The organism is Streptomyces sp. RLA131, assembly GCF_056270125.1.
In genome coordinates this window covers 670,840-690,095 of sequence record NZ_JBWDOQ010000002.1, presented here as the reverse complement: position 1 = coordinate 690,095, position 19,256 = coordinate 670,840, and the positions used below count along the sequence as shown (strand labels likewise).

The 19,256-nt window shown below is 72.8% G+C and carries 26 protein-coding genes; 14 read left to right on the top strand and 12 right to left on the bottom strand.

What is annotated here, in order from left to right; translation table 11 throughout:
- Positions 1–140 precede the first annotated feature (140 nt).
- The 3 genes from RWE79_RS03920 (at position 141) to RWE79_RS03910 (ending at position 2,646) form a co-directional block, all read left to right on the top strand.
- Positions 141–938: an alpha/beta fold hydrolase gene (locus tag RWE79_RS03920; protein WP_475938591.1), complete on the top strand. Its 798-nt coding sequence runs from the start codon at positions 141–143 to the stop codon at positions 936–938.
- A gap of 98 nt (positions 939–1,036) precedes the next feature.
- Positions 1,037–1,585 (top strand): hypothetical protein, encoded by a 549-nt coding sequence (locus RWE79_RS03915; RefSeq protein WP_475938590.1) that lies wholly within the window; start codon positions 1,037–1,039, stop codon positions 1,583–1,585.
- Between the two features lie 320 nt (positions 1,586–1,905).
- Complete coding sequence (locus tag RWE79_RS03910; RefSeq protein ID WP_475938589.1) at positions 1,906–2,646, top strand: class I SAM-dependent DNA methyltransferase; 741 nt, start codon at positions 1,906–1,908, stop codon at positions 2,644–2,646.
- A gap of 64 nt (positions 2,647–2,710) precedes the next feature.
- Here the strand turns inward: RWE79_RS03910 and RWE79_RS03905 are convergent, their stop codons facing one another.
- Together RWE79_RS03905 and RWE79_RS03900 are read right to left on the bottom strand one after the other, a co-directional pair.
- A complete protein-coding gene (locus tag RWE79_RS03905; protein WP_475938588.1) occupies positions 2,711–3,664 on the bottom strand; it encodes a M48 family metalloprotease in 954 nt (317 codons plus the stop codon).
- Positions 3,664–4,032 (bottom strand): BlaI/MecI/CopY family transcriptional regulator, encoded by a 369-nt coding sequence (locus RWE79_RS03900; RefSeq protein WP_475938587.1) that lies wholly within the window; start codon positions 4,030–4,032, stop codon positions 3,664–3,666. Before RWE79_RS03900 ends, RWE79_RS03905 begins: the two co-directional genes overlap by 1 nt.
- A gap of 129 nt (positions 4,033–4,161) precedes the next feature.
- On the opposite strand from RWE79_RS03900, the gene RWE79_RS03895 reads away from it, so the two are divergent.
- The 5 genes from RWE79_RS03895 (at position 4,162) to RWE79_RS03875 (ending at position 7,545) form a co-directional block, all read left to right on the top strand.
- The gene (locus RWE79_RS03895) at positions 4,162–4,836 is read left to right on the top strand and encodes a DedA family protein (protein ID WP_475938586.1); all 675 of its coding nucleotides are present in this window, start codon (positions 4,162–4,164) and stop codon (positions 4,834–4,836) included.
- Entirely contained in the window at positions 4,836–5,438 is a 603-nt protein-coding gene (locus RWE79_RS03890; protein WP_475938585.1) for a phosphatase PAP2 family protein, read from the top strand. Before RWE79_RS03895 ends, RWE79_RS03890 begins: the two co-directional genes overlap by 1 nt.
- A 26-nt stretch (positions 5,439–5,464) precedes the next feature.
- Positions 5,465–6,127: a phosphatase PAP2 family protein gene (locus RWE79_RS03885; RefSeq protein ID WP_475938584.1), complete on the top strand. Its 663-nt coding sequence runs from the start codon at positions 5,465–5,467 to the stop codon at positions 6,125–6,127.
- A 114-nt stretch (positions 6,128–6,241) separates the two neighbouring features.
- Complete coding sequence (locus RWE79_RS03880; protein ID WP_475938583.1) at positions 6,242–6,895, top strand: lysophospholipid acyltransferase family protein; 654 nt, start codon at positions 6,242–6,244, stop codon at positions 6,893–6,895.
- A 185-nt stretch (positions 6,896–7,080) separates the two neighbouring features.
- On the top strand, positions 7,081–7,545 hold the full coding sequence (locus RWE79_RS03875; RefSeq protein WP_475945584.1) for a DUF2199 domain-containing protein: 465 nt from the start codon (positions 7,081–7,083) through the stop codon (positions 7,543–7,545).
- A 519-nt stretch (positions 7,546–8,064) separates the two neighbouring features.
- Here RWE79_RS03875 and RWE79_RS03870 read toward each other — a convergent pair.
- Entirely contained in the window at positions 8,065–8,637 is a 573-nt protein-coding gene (locus RWE79_RS03870; RefSeq protein ID WP_475938582.1) for an ArsR/SmtB family transcription factor, read from the bottom strand.
- A 77-nt stretch (positions 8,638–8,714) separates the two neighbouring features.
- On the opposite strand from RWE79_RS03870, the gene RWE79_RS03865 reads away from it, so the two are divergent.
- Positions 8,715–9,449 carry a hypothetical protein gene (locus tag RWE79_RS03865; RefSeq protein ID WP_475938581.1) on the top strand — a complete coding sequence of 245 codons (735 nt, stop codon included), beginning with the start codon at positions 8,715–8,717 and terminating at the stop codon, positions 9,447–9,449.
- Between the two features lie 101 nt (positions 9,450–9,550).
- Here the strand turns inward: RWE79_RS03865 and RWE79_RS03860 are convergent, their stop codons facing one another.
- From RWE79_RS03860 to RWE79_RS03845, 4 genes are read right to left on the bottom strand one after another with little or no spacing between them, the layout of a single operon-like run.
- Complete coding sequence (locus tag RWE79_RS03860; RefSeq protein ID WP_475938580.1) at positions 9,551–9,925, bottom strand: roadblock/LC7 domain-containing protein; 375 nt, start codon at positions 9,923–9,925, stop codon at positions 9,551–9,553.
- A gap of 44 nt (positions 9,926–9,969) precedes the next feature.
- Complete coding sequence (locus RWE79_RS03855; protein WP_475938579.1) at positions 9,970–10,212, bottom strand: hypothetical protein; 243 nt, start codon at positions 10,210–10,212, stop codon at positions 9,970–9,972.
- Positions 10,209–11,039, bottom strand: a complete 831-nt coding sequence (locus tag RWE79_RS03850; RefSeq protein WP_475938578.1) for a hypothetical protein — start codon at positions 11,037–11,039, stop codon at positions 10,209–10,211. Before RWE79_RS03850 ends, RWE79_RS03855 begins: the two co-directional genes overlap by 4 nt.
- Positions 11,036–11,320, bottom strand: coding sequence for a hypothetical protein (locus RWE79_RS03845; RefSeq protein WP_475938577.1), 285 nt, complete (start codon positions 11,318–11,320; stop codon positions 11,036–11,038). Before RWE79_RS03845 ends, RWE79_RS03850 begins: the two co-directional genes overlap by 4 nt.
- A gap of 217 nt (positions 11,321–11,537) precedes the next feature.
- Between RWE79_RS03845 and RWE79_RS03840 the strand changes: the two genes are divergently transcribed.
- Both RWE79_RS03840 and RWE79_RS03835 read left to right on the top strand, forming a co-directional pair.
- A complete protein-coding gene (locus RWE79_RS03840) occupies positions 11,538–11,903 on the top strand; it encodes a hypothetical protein (RefSeq protein ID WP_475938576.1) in 366 nt (121 codons plus the stop codon).
- 133 nt (positions 11,904–12,036) lie between these two features.
- On the top strand, positions 12,037–12,789 hold the full coding sequence (locus RWE79_RS03835) for a DUF6461 domain-containing protein (protein WP_475938575.1): 753 nt from the start codon (positions 12,037–12,039) through the stop codon (positions 12,787–12,789).
- 57 nt (positions 12,790–12,846) lie between these two features.
- Here the strand turns inward: RWE79_RS03835 and RWE79_RS03830 are convergent, their stop codons facing one another.
- Positions 12,847–13,509, bottom strand: a complete 663-nt coding sequence (locus RWE79_RS03830) for an O-methyltransferase (RefSeq protein ID WP_475938574.1) — start codon at positions 13,507–13,509, stop codon at positions 12,847–12,849.
- 71 nt (positions 13,510–13,580) lie between these two features.
- On the opposite strand from RWE79_RS03830, the gene RWE79_RS03825 reads away from it, so the two are divergent.
- Positions 13,581–14,282: a TetR/AcrR family transcriptional regulator gene (locus RWE79_RS03825; RefSeq protein WP_475938573.1), complete on the top strand. Its 702-nt coding sequence runs from the start codon at positions 13,581–13,583 to the stop codon at positions 14,280–14,282.
- Positions 14,283–14,305: 23 nt separating this feature from the next.
- On the opposite strand, the gene RWE79_RS03820 is transcribed toward RWE79_RS03825, so the two are convergent.
- On the bottom strand, positions 14,306–14,974 hold the full coding sequence (locus RWE79_RS03820; RefSeq protein ID WP_475938572.1) for a pyridoxamine 5'-phosphate oxidase family protein: 669 nt from the start codon (positions 14,972–14,974) through the stop codon (positions 14,306–14,308).
- A 6-nt stretch (positions 14,975–14,980) separates the two neighbouring features.
- Complete coding sequence (locus RWE79_RS03815) at positions 14,981–15,229, bottom strand: hypothetical protein (protein WP_475938571.1); 249 nt, start codon at positions 15,227–15,229, stop codon at positions 14,981–14,983.
- 172 nt (positions 15,230–15,401) lie between these two features.
- Here RWE79_RS03815 and RWE79_RS03810 point away from each other — a divergent pair, with 172 nt between their 5' ends.
- A complete protein-coding gene (locus RWE79_RS03810) occupies positions 15,402–17,132 on the top strand; it encodes a GAF domain-containing sensor histidine kinase (RefSeq protein ID WP_475938570.1) in 1,731 nt (576 codons plus the stop codon).
- A gap of 30 nt (positions 17,133–17,162) precedes the next feature.
- Here RWE79_RS03810 and RWE79_RS03805 read toward each other — a convergent pair whose 3' ends face one another.
- On the bottom strand, positions 17,163–17,849 hold the full coding sequence (locus RWE79_RS03805; protein WP_475938569.1) for a response regulator: 687 nt from the start codon (positions 17,847–17,849) through the stop codon (positions 17,163–17,165).
- A 238-nt stretch (positions 17,850–18,087) separates the two neighbouring features.
- Here RWE79_RS03805 and RWE79_RS03800 point away from each other — a divergent pair, with 238 nt between their 5' ends.
- Positions 18,088–18,654 (top strand): Rv1733c family protein, encoded by a 567-nt coding sequence (locus RWE79_RS03800; protein ID WP_475938568.1) that lies wholly within the window; start codon positions 18,088–18,090, stop codon positions 18,652–18,654.
- Between the two features lie 77 nt (positions 18,655–18,731).
- Here RWE79_RS03800 and RWE79_RS03795 read toward each other — a convergent pair whose 3' ends face one another.
- On the bottom strand, positions 18,732–19,196 hold the full coding sequence (locus RWE79_RS03795; protein ID WP_475945582.1) for a cyclic nucleotide-binding domain-containing protein: 465 nt from the start codon (positions 19,194–19,196) through the stop codon (positions 18,732–18,734).
- Positions 19,197–19,256: the final 60 nt, after the last annotated feature.

Sequence of the window (19,256 nt, the reverse complement as noted above, 5' to 3'; positions counted from 1 at the left end):
GCTTGTTGACTACGACGGAACCCGACCCCCGGCATGCCTGCGATCCGCCGACGTGAACGAGCCCGGCCAGCGAAAGCCCGCGCCCCGCAGCGGCCTCGTGAGGGATGATCAAGCTCCGCCAACTCTCCCGGAGGTCTCCCGTGGCATGGTCCGAACGCGTCGTGACGCGGCAAGGCGTACGCCTCGTCTGCAGGGACTGGGGCGGCTCGGGGCAGCCCGTCGTGCTGTTGCACGGGCTGGCCGGGCACGCGGGCGAATGGGACGAGCAGGCAAGGAGGCTGAGTCCCCGGTATCGCGTCGTCGCCGTCGACCAGCGTGGGCACGGCGCCAGCGAGCGTCAGCCGGAGGATGTCTCCCGCGCCGCCTACGTCGCCGACGTCGTCGCCGTCCTCGAACAGCTGGCACTGCGGCGCCCTGTCCTGGTCGGCCAGTCCCTCGGCGGTCACACGGCCATGCTCACGGCCGCCGCCCACCCCGGGCAGATCCGTGCGCTCGTCCTGATCGAAGCCGGGCCGAGCGGTCCCGACCCGGACGTCCCGGCCACGATCGGCGACTGGCTCGACTCGTGGCCGACACCGTTCGCGTCGCGCGCAGCCGCCGTCCGGTTCCTCGGCGGCGGGCCGGTCGGTGAGGGATGGGCGGACGGACTGGAAGAGCGCGGGGACGGCTGGTGGCCGCGCTTCGACCGGGATGTGATGGTCCGCTCGCTGACCGACAGCGCCGGAAGCTCCTACTGGCACGAGTGGCAGCGCGTCACGTGCCCCACTCTGGTGGTCCTGGCCCAGGCAGGCATCATCCCCCCGCAGGACGCCGACCGGATGCTCCGGCAGCGCCCCGCCACGGTGGCGGTCAGCATTCCCCGGACCGGCCACGACCTGCACCTGGAACAGCCGGACACCCTTCACGCCATGCTTTCGGACTTCCTCGGGACCTGCTGATCACGATGCGGGAGACCGCCGGGGCCGCCCACGTAAGTCCCTTCTGGAGCAGGCCCGTTGAGCCGTAGGCTGGGCATTGACGGGGAGGGGTGTGCGACGTGCGGCGGGGTGGGGTCGGCGCGGTGGGCGCGGTGGCGGCGCTCGGACTGCTGAGCGGGTGCAGTCCGGCGCGGCTGCCGCTCGTGGCGGTGTCGATGGGCAGGGACGGGAAGCCGGTCGCGATGGTGCGGCTGTGCGACGGAGACCACGCCACGGGCATGGCCCTGCTGAGTTGGGACGAGGACGAGGACGAGGACGAGCACGGGGACGAGGACGACGCCGGTGCCGACGAATCGGCCGCGGCTCCCTCCAGCGCCGAGGACAGCGGCTGGGTGATGTGGACGCCGGCGCGCATCGGCCCGACGACGTTCCGCTTGTTCTCACCACCGGCCTCCTGGCACGCGGAGACGGAAGGCCGGCAGGAGTTGCTGCCCGGCCGGACGTACGCCCTGACCTTCACCGGGCCCCGCGGCGACTGGTCCCCGTACGACGGCGATGTGTATTTCACCGCGGACGATCTCGACTCCCTGAGCCCCGGTCAGGTGTGGGCCGACGACCGGGCGATGAGCCAGGACGAGTTCGGCGAACTCGTCGACGACCAGTGCTGAGCGGGGCGGGGGAGAAGGAAGGTTGTCTGGCGCCGCCGCCGGTGGGTACACGTCCTGCATCGCTTCGCATACCGGAAACCGACTGACCAGAGGAGATGACGGCCGTGGACACACGGACCGACAGCCCAGCCGACAGCGCCACCCGGAACAGTGACCAGGGAGTGCGCACCTGCCGCTCCGCGCGGGTGAAGACAGGCGCCGCGGAGAGACAAGAGGTAGCCGGACCCGAGTGGAACATCGTGCGCGGCGAGGACTGACCGCCGCGGAGCCCGCGCGTAATTGGCGCGCACCTCCGGCCTCCCGCGCGGTACCTTCGGCCGATGGGTGACGGGGACGGATACTTCGGTGAGAATGTCGCGGCAACCTATGACGAGTCGTCAGCGGACATGTTCGCAAAGCATGTTGTGGATTCGGCCGTCGGACTGCTCGCGGAACTCGCCGGAGCCGGACGGGCTCTTGAGTTCGGCATCGGGACAGGGCGCGTCGCACTGCCGCTGGCAGCTCGCGGGGTTCCGGTCCACGGTATCGATCTGTCGCGGGCGATGGTCTCCCGGCTGCGTGCCAAGCCCGGCGGCGACGCCATCGGCGTGACGATCGGCGACTTCGCCACCACGGAGGTGGAGGGGGCGTTCTCCGTCGCGTACCTGGTGTTCAACACGATCATGAATCTGACCACGCAGGCCGCCCAGGTGGCCTGCTTCCGCAACGCCGCGGCCCACCTCGGACCCGGGGGCTGCTTCGTCATCGAGGTCATGGTCCCCGAACTGCGCAGGCTTCCGGCCGGGCAGAACGCCGTGCCGTTCCAGGTGAGCCCGACGCGGTGGGCGTTCGACCTCTACGACGTCGCCACCCAGACGATGAGTTCGAACTATGTCGAAGTCGTCGACGGCCGCGGTGACTACCGGTCGATCCCCTTCCGGTATGTGTGGCCCGCCGAACTCGACCTGATGGCCCAGCTCGCCGGCCTGCGGCTGCGCGAGCGGTGGGCCGGATGGACGCGGGAACCCTTCACGAGCGAGAGCCACCGGCACGTCTCGGTCTGGGAGAAGGTCACCGGCTGACCGCACCCCGGTCGCGGTCAGCGGTCACAGCCCCGGTCGCGGTCACAGCAGCGGTCATGGTCGGTCAGTCGTGCGGGTTCTCCCCCTGGGCGATCTCGATGCCGGTGTGCAGGGAGTCCGCCGCACCGATCGCGGACGCGCCGGAGAGCGCGACGCAGGCCAGGAGGGCGACGGCGACGAACCGGCCGGTCCGGGTCGTACGTGGCGAGGTGCACGGTCCGGCGCCCAGCAGGGCGGCCACCCGGCGGGGGACCGGGCCGGCGGCCGCGGCCAGTGCGGCGCGGGGGCGTCGGCTCGCGGGGGCGGCGTGTGCGGCCAGGGCGGCCCGGCCGATCGCCCGGCCGACTAGGCGGCGGTCACCGACGGCCTCGGCCGCGGCCTCGTCGGCGGCGCGCTCCAGCGCGTAGCCGAGCGGTTCCCGCAGCGCGGTCAGGGCGGGGTGGACCAGGGCGGCCAGTTCCGCGACGCCGAGGAAGAGGTGGTGGCGGCCACGCAGGTGGGCGCGCTCATGGGCGAACAGCGCCTCGCGTTCCTCCGCGTCCAGGGCGTGCAGCATCCCGGTGGTCACCACGATCCTGCCGGGACGGCCCGGCAGCGCGTACGCGTCGGGATGGTCGTCCCGCAGTACCGCCAGCTCCGCGTCGCCGCCGTCCACCAGCACTCCGGCCCGGCGCAGATCGGCACGCCGGCGGCGCAGGACCGCCAGGGCGGCGCAGGACCGCCAGGCCAGCAGCCCGGCGGCGGCCACGGCGACCGTGACGGCGACAGTCGGCGGTCCCACCGTCAACGGCCTGATCATCTCGCCGAGTACGGCCACCACCGGCAGGTACGTGGCCCCGGGAACGACGAGCAGCACCAGCGCCGCCGCGCAGCTGACCGCCAGGGCCGCCGCCGTCGCGGTGAGCAGCGCCACGGCCCGGCGGGGGTCGAGCGCGACGGCGACGCGCCGCGCGGCCGGTACCGCGAGAAAGGGTGCGAGGAAGGGGACGAGGAGCGCCGGCCACACCAGGTGGGTCATCAGGTACCACCCTCCAGCAGGGCGCGCAGCAGCCGCTCGTCCTCGTTGTTGAGCTGGGAGACGAAGCGGGCGAGGACGGTGCCGCGGTCCTCGTCCTTCTGGAGTTCGGAGTGCATACGGCGGGCGGTCAGGCCGGGGGCGTCCTCGGTGGGGGTGTAGGCGTAGCCGCGTCCCGCGCGGACGCGGGTGACCGTGCCCTTGTCGTGCAGGCGGGACAGGATCGTGGCGACCGTCGTCCGGGCGAGCGGGGCTCCGATCGCTTCCTGCACCTGCCCGGGGGTCAGCGGTTCGCCGGCGGTCCACAGGGCCGCCAGGACGCTCGCCTCCAGCTCGCCGGCCGGCCGTCGCTCGGGGCTCGTGTCGCTCATGGGAACGCTCCTTCCCCACCTTTCGTCTACAGTGATGTAGACCGTCTACCGCACTGTAGTCAGTGCTGGGCAGCCGGTCGAGCCGTCACGCAGGACAGCCCTGCCCACACTAACCGGGAGCCGCCCCCCATGGCCGTATCCGTGTTCGACGCGATGCCGCAGGCCGTGAACATCCTGGACGCGGGCTCCCTGCTGTCCGCGTTCGGAGCCCTGGGCATCGCGGTCGTACTCTTCGCCGAGACCGGCCTGCTGATCGGCTTCTTCCTCCCCGGCGACTCCCTGCTCTTCACCGCCGGCCTGCTCTGCGTCCCCGGCGCCCACGGACCGGTCCACCTCTCGCTGCCCGAGGTCCTGCTCGCCTCGGTCGCCGGCGCACTGCTGGGAGCACAGACCGGCTACTGGATCGGCCGGCGCGGAGGACGGGCCCTGCTGGCCCGCAGCCGGGCCCGCAAACTCCGTGAGGGAGCCGCCCGCGCGGAGGAACTCCTCGACCGCTACGGCCACGCCAAGGCGATCGTGCTGGCCCGCTTCGTCCCCGTCGTGCGCACCGTCCTCAACCCGCTGGCCGGCGCGCTCGACGTCCCCGCCCGCCGCTTCACGCTCTGGCAGACGGCCGGCGGCACCGTCTGGACCGTCGGCCTGGTGCTGGGCGGCTACGCGCTGGGCTCGTCCGTCCCCAACGTCGACCGCTACCTCCTGCCCGTCATCGCCCTGGTCGTGGCCGTCTCCCTGACGCCGCTCGCCCTGGAGATCCTGCGCTCCCGCTCCCGCCGTGCGCGTGAGTCCGCGGCGGACTCCCGCTGATGCCTCTCGCGTACGGCGGCAGCTCCGTCGACGGCGGCCTGTACCGGTCCGTCACCGGCCTGGCCCAGCGATCACCGGCCTGGCTCGACTCCGCCGTCACCCTCTTCTCCACCTACGGCCTCGTGCTGTTCGCCGTGCTGCTCCTCGCCGCCTGGTGGCGCGCCCGGGCCGCCGCTCCGCCGCGCACCGCCACGGCGCTGGCCGCACCCCTCGTGGTGGTCGTGGCCCTCCTCGCCGACAACGCCTTCAAGTCCCTGGTCAGGGAGGTGCGGCCGTGCCGGACGCTGCACACGGTCACCCTGGAGGCCTGCCCGGCGCCGGGGGACTGGTCCTTCCCCAGCAACCATGCCGCCATCGGCGCCGCTGCCGCCGTCGCCGTCCTGCTCACCGACCGCAGGCTCGCGGCCCTCGCGGTCCCCGCGGCGATCGTGATGGCCTGCAGCCGGGTGTGGGTCGGCGCGCACTACCCGCACGACGCCGCCACCGGCCTGGTGGTGGGCGCGGCCGTCGCCTGGCCGCTCATGCTCGCGGCCCGACACGGCGCCCCGCTGGTGGACCGGCTCCGCGACACCCGCCTGCGCCCGCTGGTGGCCCCGCGGTGAACCGGCCAGCGATGACGCGTGCCGCGGTGAACCGACCCGCGGTGACCGTGCTCTGCGCGTCCGCCGTGCTCTTCACGCTCCTGGCCGCGGCCGTGGCCCACCGGCACGGCGCGCCCTTCGCCCTCGACCGGACCGCGCACGCCTGGGCGCAGGACCACCGCCCGCACCGCGCGGCGACCCTGGCGAGAGCCGTCACCGCCACCGGCACCGGAGCCGTCCCCTACCTCTGCGCCCTGGCCGCGGGCATCATCGCCGGGCACGGCACGCGCCGGCCGCCACTGGTGGCCGCCGGCGCCGTGGGCTTCCTCGCGCTGGGCCAGGCCGTCCGCTACGCCGTCATGTACGCCATCGCGCGGCCCCGCCCGCCGGCGGCGGACTGGGCCACCCACGCGTCCGGCCACGCCTTCCCCTCCGGGCACGCCACCACCTCCGCCCTCGCGGCCGGACTCCTGGCCTGGGCGGTCCTGCGTACGTTCCGCTCCGTCACGGCCCGGGTCGCCGCCGGGCTGCTGATCTGCTGGGCCCTCGCCGTCGGGGCGAGCCGTGTCCTGCTCGGGGTGCACTGGCCGACCGACGTCCTCGGCGGCTGGCTGTTCGCCCTGGCCCTGCTCGCCCTCGGGGCCGCGCTGATCCCGCCGGGGGGACGCCGGCGCGCCGCTCACGACCATCATGACCGGGCCCCTGTCTGACCAGCGGCGCCAGGTGAGTACGGCTACTCATGCGCTCCCGGACGCGAACGGGCGACCATAGCGATCATGGGCGGTGCCGGGCGGCACCCCCCGGAAAGCAGGGAGAGGCTGAACGTGCTCACCACCGTCGCCCGCACCGTCGTCCCGGTCCTCGGCCGGCTGACCGTGACGACCACCGCGTCGCACCCCGTCGAACCGGGCAGCATCATCGCCCCGAACCACACCGCCCTGGTCGATCCGGGAGTGGTCCTGGCCGCCCTCCGCCGTCTGGGCGCCGAGCGACCGGTCGTCCTGGCCGCCGCAGGTCTGTGGCGGATTCCCGTCCTGGGCGGCTTCCTGAGACGCGAGGGCCACATCCCGGTCCAGCGGGGCAGCCGCCACGCGGCCGAGGCCCTGGACCGCGCGGCCCAGGCCCTTCAGCGGGGACGGGTCGTGGTGATCTACGCCGAAGGCGGCCTCCCGCGCCGTCCGGACTCCGGCGAGCGCGAACCCGGCACCTTCCGCACCGGCCTGGCCCGCCTCGCCATCGCCACCGGTGCCCCTGTCGTCCCCCTCGGACACGCCGGGGCCCGCCGGATCACCTCCGGCGGCCCGCTGAAGCAGATCGCCGGAGTCGTCACCGCACCGCTGCGCCGCCCGGCCCTGCACGTCCACCTCGGCGAACCCCTCCGCCTCACCGGGGACGTGGCCGACGCCACGCTGCGTGCCCGCACCGCTGTCGCGGAAGCCTGGCGGACGGCCTCCCGCCACCTGCCTGCCGAACGGTGAGCTGGGCAGCGGCCCCCGCGCCTTCAAGGCGCTTGTAACGTGGTCCGCCGGATCGGTAGCGGGCCCAGGGCTGGTTCTGGGTGGCCGGCCGGGGCGTGCCGAAGCCGGTCACCAGGCTCCACGTCATGACCAGCGATCCAGGCTTCACCTGCTCGCGCTGCGGCGCGCTCCACTCCGGGCCGCCCATGCACTACACGGCCGAGGCCCCGGCGTTGTGGGATCCGTCCTTCGCCGACGCCGACGACTGCCTGCTCTCGTCGGACCAGTGCGTGATCCATGCGCGGCATTACTTCGTCAAAGGCCTGATAGAGATACCGGTCATCGGCAGCGACGAGGTGTTCTCCTGGGGCGTTTGGGTCTCTCTCAGTCGCGAGAGCTTCTCCCGCGCGGCGGACCTGTGGGACACGCCGGGCCGGGAATCCGAGCAGCCGTACTTCGGCTGGCTCACCACCGACCTGCCCGTCTACTCGCCCGCGACCCTCAACCTCAAGACCAACGTCCACGCTCGGCCGGTCGGGCAGCGCCCCTTCGTCGAGCTCGAACCCACCGGCCATCCCCTCGCAGTCGAACAGCGCACAGGGATCACCCGGGGCCGGGTGCGGGAGATCGCATCGGCCGTGTTCCACCTCGCCGGCGACGGGCGACCGTGATGGCGGACACACATGTGTCGCTGACCTCTGTGGCACCTGAAGGCCTGAGCCGCACAGCCCGGTACTTCGTCGAGGTGCACGGGCTGTGCGTCCCTCGCCCGGACCTCCGGCCCCACCGGGACGTATGGCTCAGACACGGGATACCCGCTGCGGAGATCGACCGCGCCGTGGCCTTCCAGGATCGCTGGGGTGGCATCGTCCTGCCGCCGGGCCCCGCGTACGAGGGCGGGCCGCGCATTCTCAACGCTGATGTTCCCGAGGGCTCGGCTGCCGACGGATGGTTGATTCCGGCCGGAGACGAGCGGGTGTCCATGGCCTACGGGTTCATGATCGGCCCGGAAGGCGAGTTCGGGATCCACACCGGCCGCTGGATTGCGCCGCACGCCAGCACGGACGGATGGGTGGAATCCCTGGCGCCGGCCCACCACGCGGGATACTGGGCCAAGAGCATCACGAAGTTCCCTCAGCTCACCCGTACGGTCGCTCGGTCGATCAGGCGGTTCGTCGGCCGGTTGCCGGTCAGTCAGCGGGCAGGCCGAACCAGCGGAGGAGTACGGGTCGTGCGTCGTCGGAGGCGTCCTCGGGGCCGCGGGCATAGCGCGCGAGCAGGGCCAGATAGTCGTCGTGGAACGCGTCCAGCTCACCCTTCGTCAGGTGGCTGAGGCTGCGTGAACCCCGCATCCAGCCTTCGGACTCCGCCTGTCCGGCGGTGAACTGCCGGGCGAGTTCGACATCTTCCTCCATCTTCATCCGGTCCAGTTCGGCCGATACGGCGCGCTCGGCCTCCGTCAGCTCACCCTGCGGCGGTCTGCGGATGTCGAGGCCCCGTACCCCGCGCCACCAGCGCTCACGCCCGGTGGAGCGCTCGGGGATGTCCTCGATGAGGCCACTGCGCTCCAGCATGCGCAGGTGGTAGCTGAGCGTCCCGGTGTTCTCGCCGAGGGCGGCGGCCAGCGTGGTGGAGGTGGCCGGGCCCGCCGCGCCGAGGTGGCGCAGGATACGCAGGCGCAGGGGGTGTGAGAGGGCCTTGAGCACCTCGGGGCTGTCCACCGTGCGCCGCACTGCGGCTTCCGCTCTCCGCTCTTCCGTCATGGCCGCAGTCTATCCGGATCACAGCAATTTCTCTGCAGAGGTTCCTCTGCAGAGAAATCTCTGCAATGCTGTGATGTATGACGCTGAACCGAGTGACCTTGAATCGCACAGTCCGCCGCTTCACAAGTGCCGTCGCGGGGGTGCTGCTTGCCGGATTCGCGCTGGGCGCCGCACCCGCGCATGGAGCTGAACGGGCTGCGGATCCACCGGAGTTCGACTTCTCGGCCTGCCCGACCGTCGGTGAGCTGCCCGCGGGTGCGGACCCCGGGACCTGGCGTTGCGAGGTCATGCACGCCAGAGGGCGTCTGCGCATGGGCGCCGTCGACGAACCGCTCACCGATCCTGTGAAGATCACCTTCGCGGAAGGCCGTGTGGGCGGAGTGTTCCGCCAGGTCTTCGGGAGGATGACCGCCGCGCCGATCCGGGTGGGAGGCATCCCGTTGACCCTGACTCCGCAGTACGGCGGCTACTCGGACTTCCTGTCCGACGACGCCCGGCGCGGCGAGTTCGACATCAAGTTCGCCATAGGCCGGGCGCACGGGCTGCCGGCCCTGCCGTCGTCGGGCTGCTCGGTCGGCAGCGACGAGGGGGCGGTTCACCTGGTGCTCAGGGACACCGATCCCACCCGGGTGATATCCCAGGACCCCCTGGTCGTCGGCTTCGGTGCCCAGGACGCGGAGTTCGCGGCCCCGGGCACCAGCGGCTGCGGTCCCCTGAGCCGCGCGCTCGACCGGGCGCTGGGCCTGCCGTCCCCTGCGGGCGCGAACGCCTTCGACATGGATGTCAGGGTGGCCATCCGGCCCTACACGTAGGCCGCCGGTTCGGCGGCAGTAGAGCCGAGGACCTGCTCATGCGCGGGCACGAAGTCCCAGCCGGGCAGGCCGAGGTCAGTACCTTCCAGTCCACTCATGGACTAGTCCAGCAGCTTGGCCAGTTGCTCGATGGTGGCGGGCGATTCGCGTTGCAGGGCCGCGATGTCCAGGCCCTCGTCGCCCAGGACGGTGAGCAGGGACCGGTCGCCGATGGCGAGGACGACCACATGGCCGGCGCCGCAGCGGGTGACGACCTCGCGGAGGGCGCCGACGCCGGCCTGCTGGGCCATGCGCTTGCCCAGGCCCAGGGCGGCGGCGGCCAGCGCGGCGACCGACTCGGGGTGGATGCTGTCCGCGTCCGCGGCCACCAGCAGGCCGTCCGCCGTGGAGATGACGCTCTCCGACACGCCCATCACCCGGTCGCGCAGGGACACCAGGACGTCGGTGAGGGGATCGGGTGATGAGGTTTCGGGCATGAACGAGGCTCCTTGCCGGTGGTTCTGTGCTGGTCCGGGGTGGTTCAGGAGAGGGTGTCGAGCGCCGCGCGGACCCGGTGCAGCGTCAGTGTGGCGGGCTGGGCGGCGGCCAGGTCCTCCGCCGGCCGCGGATCCGCGCTCGCCTCGGCGGTGCGGATCCGCCGCGCCAGGGGCGGGAGCACGTCGGCCGCCCGGGCCGGGGGGACGGGCCCGGAGCGGGTGGCCCGGGTGGAGCGGGCGATGGTGAGGCGGCGGCGTTTGGCCTCGCGGCGCCGACGGGTGGTCACAGGGTGCCCCTCCTGTCCGGGATGTGCCCTCCGGGGTTGCGCCGGGGGAGCGGCGCCGTGCCCGGTGGGGGTCCGGCCCGGCGTGGTTCGGGGGCGCGCGGGGCCGTGCCGGTTCGGCCGGCCGCCGTCAGCGCTTCCCACTGGAGCAGCCGCAGGGCGTCCAGCCGGATCAGGTCGAGCATGACTCCGTACAGCCCGCGGCCCAGCGCGAAGGCGATGTCGCGGGGCGTACGGCGGCCGTTGACGGTGAGCAGGACGTCCCGGTGGCGGCTGTGCAGGTGCCGTGGGGGCGGGCCGGCCGCGATGGCGGGCCGTCGGATCCGGGTACGGGCGAGTTGGCCGGGAGGGCCCCACAGCCGGGTCAGCTCGGCCATCCGGCGGTTGGTCTCCTCGGCCAGCCGCCGGGGCTCGATGCCGGGCCGTACGACGACGGCCGGTACCGGGCCGCTGATCTCCCAGCCGCCGGGCGGGCTGAGCGCCATGGCGAACGCACCGTCGAACACGGCGGCCGTGCAGGTCACTTCGAGCTCGACCGCGCCGACCAGGCCGCGTTCGACCAGTTCGGCGCCGAGTCCGTCGTCCTCCCGGACGGCGGCGCGGGCCGCGGTCCATCCGTTGTCGTCGACCCGGCCGGACTTCAGGAGCGCCGACTCGGTGGTCGGGGCGCCGGGGGTCACGACCGCGCACACCAGGCCGTCGCGCAGGTGGATGGAGCCGCCGGGTGTGCCGGAGACGGTGACCGTACCGGTGTACGCGGACTCGCGGAGCTGGAGCAGCAGGGCGGGGACGTTGCGGGGCGCTGTTCGCGTGGTGTCGGTGCCGCTCATCCGAGGATGGCCCGTGCGAAGTCGCCCACCTGGCGGATGGCCAGGGCGAGATTGGTCTGCTCCCGGTCCAGGGCGGTGGCCAACAGCAGCGGATCCCCTTGTCGTTGGACGGCGTGCAGTACGTGATGGCGGCGTCCGCTGGTGACGATCACGCTCTCCAGTTCGCCCTCCGCGCCGGCCGCGCCGAGCCGGTCGGCGACCAGGGAGGCGAAGTCCGAGCACTCGGCCCCGTCACCCACCTCGCCGGCGTCACCCGCGACCGCGTAGGTCAGTCCCGTCACGCCGTCCACAAGTGCCGCGCCGATTACGCCCGGTGACTCGAAGAGCCGTGAGAGGGATGATTCGAGCGCCGGCACAAGAGCCCCTTACGTCACTTCTCTGCGACCTCTTCACTTCCTTACCTGCGACACAGTAGTTTAATTGCGAACCAGCGCAAGAGTGACCGTAGTTGACTTTTCTGGCTTCAGGCTTCTGGCGAAACACGGTAAGGAAGAGCACATGGACATCGAAACCGCACTCAAGGAAGCCATGACCGTGGACGGTGCCGTGGGCGTGGCACTCGTCGACTACGAGAGCGGTATGTCACTCGGCACCCAGGGCGGTGGCCACGGCCTCGACCTGGAAGTGGCCGCGGCCGGCAACACCGAGGTGGTCCGGGCCAAGGTGCGCACGCTCGCCACCCTGGACATGGACGACACCGTCGAGGACATCCTGATCACCCTCGGCAAGCAGTACCACCTCATTCGCCCCCTCGCCGGCACCAGGGGCTCGCTGTTCCTCTACCTCGCCCTGGACCGCTCGCGCGGCAACCTCGCGCTGGCCCGGCACAGCCTCAAGCGCATCGAGGCCGTGCTTGAGGTCTGACCTCGGCGGGGTGACTTCCTGCCGGTGAACGCCCGCTGCTCCTGTCCGGGGTTCGGCGACAACCCGCGTTGACTGTCCGCAGTGCGGGTGGCCGATAATCGTGATCACTGACCGAGCGGGGGCGGGTGTCGTCATGGGTGACGGAATTCAGTGGCTGGCCGATCTGGAGCACTGGATGTCCAGTGTGGTGTTCGCGCGCGGGATATCCGCCGGGGAACTGGCGCTGCGGATGGGAGCCGACCCGGACGCGGCGACCGAGCCGATCACCGACGCCGAGGTGTGGGATCTCGGGATCGAGGAGTACCGGCCGGGCGCGGACGGTGACGGTGTCGTCCGGGTCGGCGAGGGTGCGGGCTGGGCCTTCGCCCTGGAGTACGGGGACTCGACCGGCGGCGACCTCCTGACGGAGATCTCCCGGGACGGCGTCGAGGCCGTCCACTACGTGCCCGTGCGGGAACACCCGCCGGCGACCGTCCGCTACGCCCGTGACTGCGTGCTCGTCTGCGGGTTCGGGCTGACCGAGGAGACGCACCGCTGGGGCAGCGAGCCGGACCTGCTGCTGCCCGACCTCGTCGCGGCGCGGGTGCTTCGGCCCGACGGCTCCAGGTGCCGCGCCGTGGAGGGTGAGCGGTACACCACCGCCTACCGGCGCACCCTGGGCGCCGTCGGGGAACGGTTCGGTCTGTCCCTCTCCTCGGACTGCCTCCGCGATGGCCGGCTGCCGGCGTACGCGGTCCGCGGGACTCCGCAGATGTGCTTCGGCGACCCGGACTTCGAGGCGATTCACGCCTGGGCCACGGCCCAGGGCTACAGCATGGGCCGGCCCGGGCGCCGGACCGTGCCGCCGTTCCTCCGTGATGCCTACCGCCTGTCGACCGGCGGCTGAGGCGGCGGCCGGTGGCGCTGCGGTGCTCCGAACCCGTTCCGGAGCGGCCCGTGTTGCTCAGAGGCGGCAGCTGATCTCCATCCCGTCCTCGACGGGGAAGGTGACGCTCTGGTAGCCGTTCGCCGGGTCGCGTACGTAGTCCAGGTACGGCCGCAGACTGCTCAGGTCGACGTCGTCGGCGATGACGAGGGTGCCGGGCTTCAACCGGGGTTCGAGCAGGTGCAGTATGGGCAGGCACAGGTCCTTCCAGCCGTCGAGCAGGACGAGGTCCGCGCCGGCGCCGAGGTCGCGGAGGGTTTCGCGGGCGTCTCCCTCCAGCACGGTGATCACGTCGTCCAGGCCGGTCTCGGCGAAGGTGCGGCGGGCCGCGGCCACCTTCTCCTTGCTGAGCTCCGTGGTGATCACGCGTCCGGTGCCGTTGTCGCGGACGGCTGCCGCCAGGTACAGCGTGGAGATGCCGAAGGACGTGCCGAACTCGACCACGGTGGCCGGACGGACCGCTCGGACCAGGTTGTAGAGCAACTGGCCGCCCACGGCGGAGACCGGCATGTAGATCTCCGCCGTGGCGTCGGCTCGCTCCTGTGGCGTCCGCGTCTCGAAGGCGCCGGGCCGTTCGGCCCCGACGCGGGCCGCGGTGGCGTCGTCGTGGGCGGCGTTGCCGAACATCCGGCTGAGGGCGGCTTCGACGCGGGGGTCGGCGAGTGTGTGGGTGACTGTCATGAGCGTTAGAGTAGACGCAACGTACCGTCTTGCCTAGAGGGGCTGTCTATCCTGGGCCGCAGGGAGGCGACATGGGAGCCGCAGCAGGGTCCGCAGCAGAGGCCGCAGCAGGAACGGCAGCAGGAACGGCAGCAGGAACCGCCGAGGAGAACACCGCGGGCGCGCCGGGCCGCCGCCACCACGGTAACCGGCACGGACGCAGTGAACAGGCGCGCCAGGCAGTGCTGGAGGCCGCCGACGACCTGCTCGCCGAGAAGGGCTTCGCCGGGGTCACGATGGAGGGCATCGCCACCCGGGCCGGAGTCGCCAAGCAGACGATCTACCGCTGGTGGAACACCAAGACCGCCGTCCTCATGGACGCCTTCCTGCAGGACGTCACCGAGGAACCCGCCCCGCCCGACCACGGCGACGTCGCCCGTGACCTCCGTGCCCACCTGGCCTGGCTGGCCGGATTCCTCGGCCGGTCCGACCCCGGCGCCGTCTTCCGGGCCCTGATGGCCCAGGCCCACCAGGACCCCGTGTTCGCCGAGGACTTCAGGGCCAAATACCTCGACGGACAGCGCCGCCGCGACCGCCTCCCGCTGGAACGCGCCGTCCTCCGGGGCGAACTGCCCGCCGACCTCGACGTGGCGGCCGAGACCGACCAGCTCGTGGGACCGGTGTACTACCGCGTTCTGGTGACCGGCGAGCCGATCGGCCAGGACTTCACCGACCAGTTGGCCGAGTCCTTCCTGCGCCGCGCGGGCCGGACGTCACCGCCTGCCGCGCCCTGACCGCGCCGGCGTGACGCTCCGGGTCAGCGCGCCCGGATCCGGCGCCCGCTGATCCGGACGGGGTCGATGCGCACCCACAGTTCGCGGTCGCCGCCCGCCCAGGGCCCGGTGGGTGCCCGGTCGGTGAGCCGCCGGACGGCGGCGGCGTCGGTGACGTACGTCGCGGGCCCGACCGCCAGCACACTCCAGCCCTGGCTGAGCGCCTCGTCGATGTGGTCGATCTCGAAAGCGGTATCGGTTCCGGCGGCGAGCGCGGGTGCCGCCTCCGGGGCGGTACGGAAGGCGATGGTGCCGTCCGCGACCGTGTAGTTGACCGGGATGATGGCCGGCCCCTCCCCGGTGGTCACCGCGACCCGCCCGACCCCGTGCGTGCCGATGAGGGCCCGGCATTCCCCGGGATCCAGTTCCGTCAGATCGGGGTGTCCGGCGGCCCGGCCGGTGCCCGGTGGCAGGTCCGCGTCGCCGCCGCGCAGTTGGGACACCGTGGTCTCCAGCACCTCGGCGATCTGGCGCAGAAAGCCCGGGCCGGGGTCGGCGGTGGGCTGCTCCTCCACGTAGCGCAGGTAGCCCGGCGCGGTGCCGGCCCGCTCGGCCACCTCCTCGGGGCTGAGGCCGAGCTCTTCACGCCGCAGAGCCATGCGGCGGCCGATGTCGCCGGTCGCCTTCACCGGTTCGGGTATCCGCTCGGACATAGCCGGTCACTTCCCTTCGTCGGTCCTGAGTGCCACCGCGTCGTGGTGCCCGCCGCCGAACGCGACCTTGAGCGCGCCGGTGTCGGCGGACCGGGCGAAGACCTCGTACGGCCGGGCCGCACCATGCGCGCACATCTCGAAGCCCTCCGGTTCGCCGACCGCTTCGATCACCACGTCCACGCCCACGTCCTGCCAGGCGGACCGCCCGGGGCCCTGGAAGGCGAGTGCCTCATGACTGTTCCCCTCTCCTCGCACCTCCCAGCCTGACCGCCCGTCCGGCCCGGTGCATGGGCCGGTCGGGCCCCGCACGGGGGCCGCCCGGCAGGAACAGGTGTCCGGACCGGACGGCCAGCGGATACGGTGGACGAGGGGCTGCGGGCGTTGGCCCAGGACTTGTACGGAGGATCCGGTGGGCGAGGACAGCGCCATGAGCAGTGATCCGCCCCGATTGCGGCTGGACGAGCTACTGGACGAACTCCAGGCCCGCATCGACGCGGTGCGCGGCACGCGGGACCGGGTGCGCGGCCTGCTGGAGGCGGTGCTGTCGGTCGGCCGGGAGCTGGACCTGCCGCATGTGCTGCGCCGGATCGTGGAGGCCGCGGTGGTGCTGGTGGACGCCGAGTACGGGGCGCTCGGGGTGATCAGTGAGGAGCAGGACGAGCGGCTGTCGCAGTTCCTGCCCGTGGGGATGGACCAGGAGCGGATCGCCGCGATCGGGCCGCTGCCGTCCGGTCACGGCATCCTGGGCGAGCTGATCCGGCATCCCGAGCCGCTGCGGCTGGAGGAGATCTCGGAGCACCCGGCCTCGTACGGCTTCCCGGCGAACCATCCGCCGATGCACTCGTTCCTCGGGGTGCCCATCCGGGTGCGGGGCCGGGCGTTCGGCAACATCTATCTGACGGAGAAGCGCGGCGGCAAGAAGTTCGACGGCGAGGACGAGACGGTTCTGTCGACGCTGGCCGTGGCGGCCGGAGTGGCCATCGAGAACGCCCGGCTGTACGAGGAGGCCCGGGACCGGCGGCGCTGGCTGGAGGCGAACGCCGAGGTCACCAACGCCCTGCTGTCCGGGGTGGACGAGACGCCGGTGCTGGAACTCATCGTCGACCACGCCCGGCGGATCCTCTCCGCGGACCTGGGAGTCCTCGCCGTGCCGGTCGCGGGCAGCGACGATCTTCAGGTCGCCCTGGCCCAGGGCATCGATGCGGAGGCGCACCGGGGCCTGGTGCTGCCGCGCGACGGGTCGTTCGTCGGAGCGGTCGCGGCCGCCTCCGAGCCGATCACCAGCGTCGATGTCGGGTCCGATCCGCGGATCACGACCGGGCCGCCCCGCTGGGAGGGCCTGGGCCCCGCGGTGGCGGTCCCGATGGTGACCGGCCACGGGGTACGCGGCGTGCTGCTGCTGGGCCGTGCCGCCGGGGCGCCGGTGTTCACACAGGCCGAGATTATGCCCCTGCTGGGATTCGCGGGGCAGGCGGCGCTGGCGATGGAACTGGCCGACCGCCGCCGGGACGCCGAGCAGATCGCCCTGTACGAGGACCGCGACCGCATCGCCCGCGATCTGCACGACCTGGCCATCCAGCGGCTGTTCGCGACGGGTATGACCCTGCAGAGCACCCTGCGGTTCGTGTCGCGGCCCGAGGGGTCGGAGCGGCTGCTGCGGGCCGTGGACGACCTGGACGAGACCATCAAGATCATCAGGTCGACGATCTTCGGCCTGCGCACCCACGAGGCCGCCGCCGGCCCCGGGGCCCCGGGGCTGCGGGTGCGTACCGTCAAGGCGGTCGAGGAGGCCGCTGCGGTACTGGGGTTCACCCCGTCGCTGCGCATGGAGGGGCTGATCGACACCGATGTGCCCGCGCACATCCGCGAGCATGTCGTCGCGGTCCTGGGGGAGGCCCTCGCCAATGTCGCGCGCCATGCGCGGGCGCGGGTCTGCGACGTGTCCCTCGTGGCCGGCTCCGGTGAGCTGACGGTGACCGTCACGGACAACGGGGTGGGCGTCCCCGAGGGCGGCCGCCGCAGCGGTCTGCGCAACCTGTCCGAACGCGCGCGGCAGCTCGGCGGCGAGCTGACCGTCTCCGCTCCGGCCGGCGGCGGCACCCGGCTGGTGTGGCGGGTGCCCGTTGTCGACGCGGCAGGACAGCCGCCGGCCCACTGACGGCGGCTGTTCCGAGGGAGCAGGCCGCAGTCAGTGGGCCGGCGGCTGGTGCTGGGTCGCCAGAACCGCGGCCTGGATGCGGCGTTCTACACCGAGCTTGGCCAGCAGGCGCGAGATGTGGTTCTTGACCGTCTTCTCGGAGAGGTAGAGCTCCTTGCCGATCTGACGGTTGGTCATTCCCTCGCCGATCAGGGCGAGGATCTGGCGTTCGCGGGGCGACAGGGCTGCCAGCCGGGCGTCCTCGGGCTCGACCGGCGGGGTGTCGTCACCGCGCAGACTGCTCATCAGCCGGGCGGTGGTGGCCGGGTCCAGCATGGACTGGCCGGAGGCCACGGTCCGGACGGCGGAGACCAGGTCGGAGCCCTTGATCTGCTTGAGGACATAGCCGGAGGCACCGGCCATGATCGCGTCCAGCAGGGCATCGTCGTCGTCGAAGGACGTCAGCATCAGACAGGCCAGGCCGGGCATCCGGTCGCGCAGCTCCCGGCAGACCGTGATGCCGTTCCCGTCCGGGAGCCGTACGTCCAGGACCGCGACATCGGGGCGCAGCGCCGGGCCCCGGGCCAGCGCGTGGTCGATGGTGCCCGCCTCGCCGACGACCTCGATGTCCGGCTCGGCGTCGAGCAGGTCGTGCACGCCGCGCCGGACGACCTCGTGGTCGTCGAGGAGGAACACCCGGATGGGTTCCCGCGCGGAGAACTCGCGTGCGCCCGCCATGTCGGTCCCCTTGTCCTCGCGGCGTCGTCCGCCGCCACCGTGGCCTGCCGGCCCTGACGTGGATCATGGCTCATCCGGCCCCGTCACCATAGGGCCGAACGGCTCCATCCCGGCCGGAGAGCGGCCCCGGACGGCCCCGGTGGCAGGGCCGTCCGGCCCTCGCACAGGATGCCCCGGCGGTGCCACGGTCGTCTACGCACGCGAACGCGTGGCGGTCGGCCGGGAAGCGGGCACGACGATGAGGACCAGGGTCAGGTGGCTGTGGCGCTGGCGGCGCAATCCGCTCAAGCGCCCCTCGGACACGACGGAGGCGCGGACGCTGCTGGCCGCGGTCGCCCTGATGGCCGCCGGAGCACCGGCCGCGGGTGTCTGCACCGCCTGGAGCGTCCAGGACGCGCTGCTCCAGCAGCGCCACGACCGGCACACCGCCTCCGCGGTGCTGACCGGCGCCGCCCCGGCCGTCTTCGCCTACGACGCCGACGGCTCCGAGCGCGCGACGGTGCGGTGGACGGCGCCGGACGGCTCCGTCCACACGGGTACGGCGACGGTGCGGGCGGGCCTGCCCAAGGGCAGTACGGTCACGGTCTGGCTCGACGGCCGGGGCGGCCTCACCGCCGAGCCCGCGGCGGCGGACGCCGCCGCGGTCGAGGGCGCGCTGGCCGGCGGGACGGCCGCCGGCGGAGTCTGCGTCCTGCTGCTGGGCGGCGTCAGGCTGGTGCGGTGGCGGCTGGACCGCCGCCGGGCCGAGGAGTGGGAACGCGAGTGGGCCCGGATCGGCCCGCAGTGGGGCCGGCACCGCACGTAGGCCGCGGGACACGGGACACGGGTCGCGCGGCCTCCGGCCGCACGTGCCATCGATCGCCGGACGGGCCGACCGGCCGCTCAGCGTGCGCTGCCGCTGCCACTCCCGGAGGGACCGTAGAGGTCGAGCAGCCGGGTGCGGGCTCCCTGCAGGCGGTGGGCGACGATCTCGGCGACGCGGCGTGAGACCGCTCGCCCGAGCACCGGGTCGGCCTCGCACAGCGCCCGTACCACGGTGGCGTCGAACTGCGCCGCCCGCACCGGACTCTGCGCCTCTGCGCCCAGGTGCCAGGCGTACGGGGGGAAGAGCCATGACCAGCCGAGCAGATCACCGGGACCGAGGGTCTCGACGACGGCCGCGCGCCGACCGGGGACATGCAGGTCGAGGGTGACCGAGCCGGTGCGGATGATCCAGAACCGGTCGGCCTTGCGGCCCTCCTCGAAGATGCGGCCACCGGCCGGGAAGGAGACGTCGGCGGAGAGCATCAGCAGGCGTTCGCGGCCTTGCGGGGGCAGCGCGTCGAGCAGACCGGTTGTCGGCGTCATGGTCATGGCTGGTCTCCGTCCTGGGCGGCACCCGGTGGTCCCCGTCACCAGGCTGCGCCG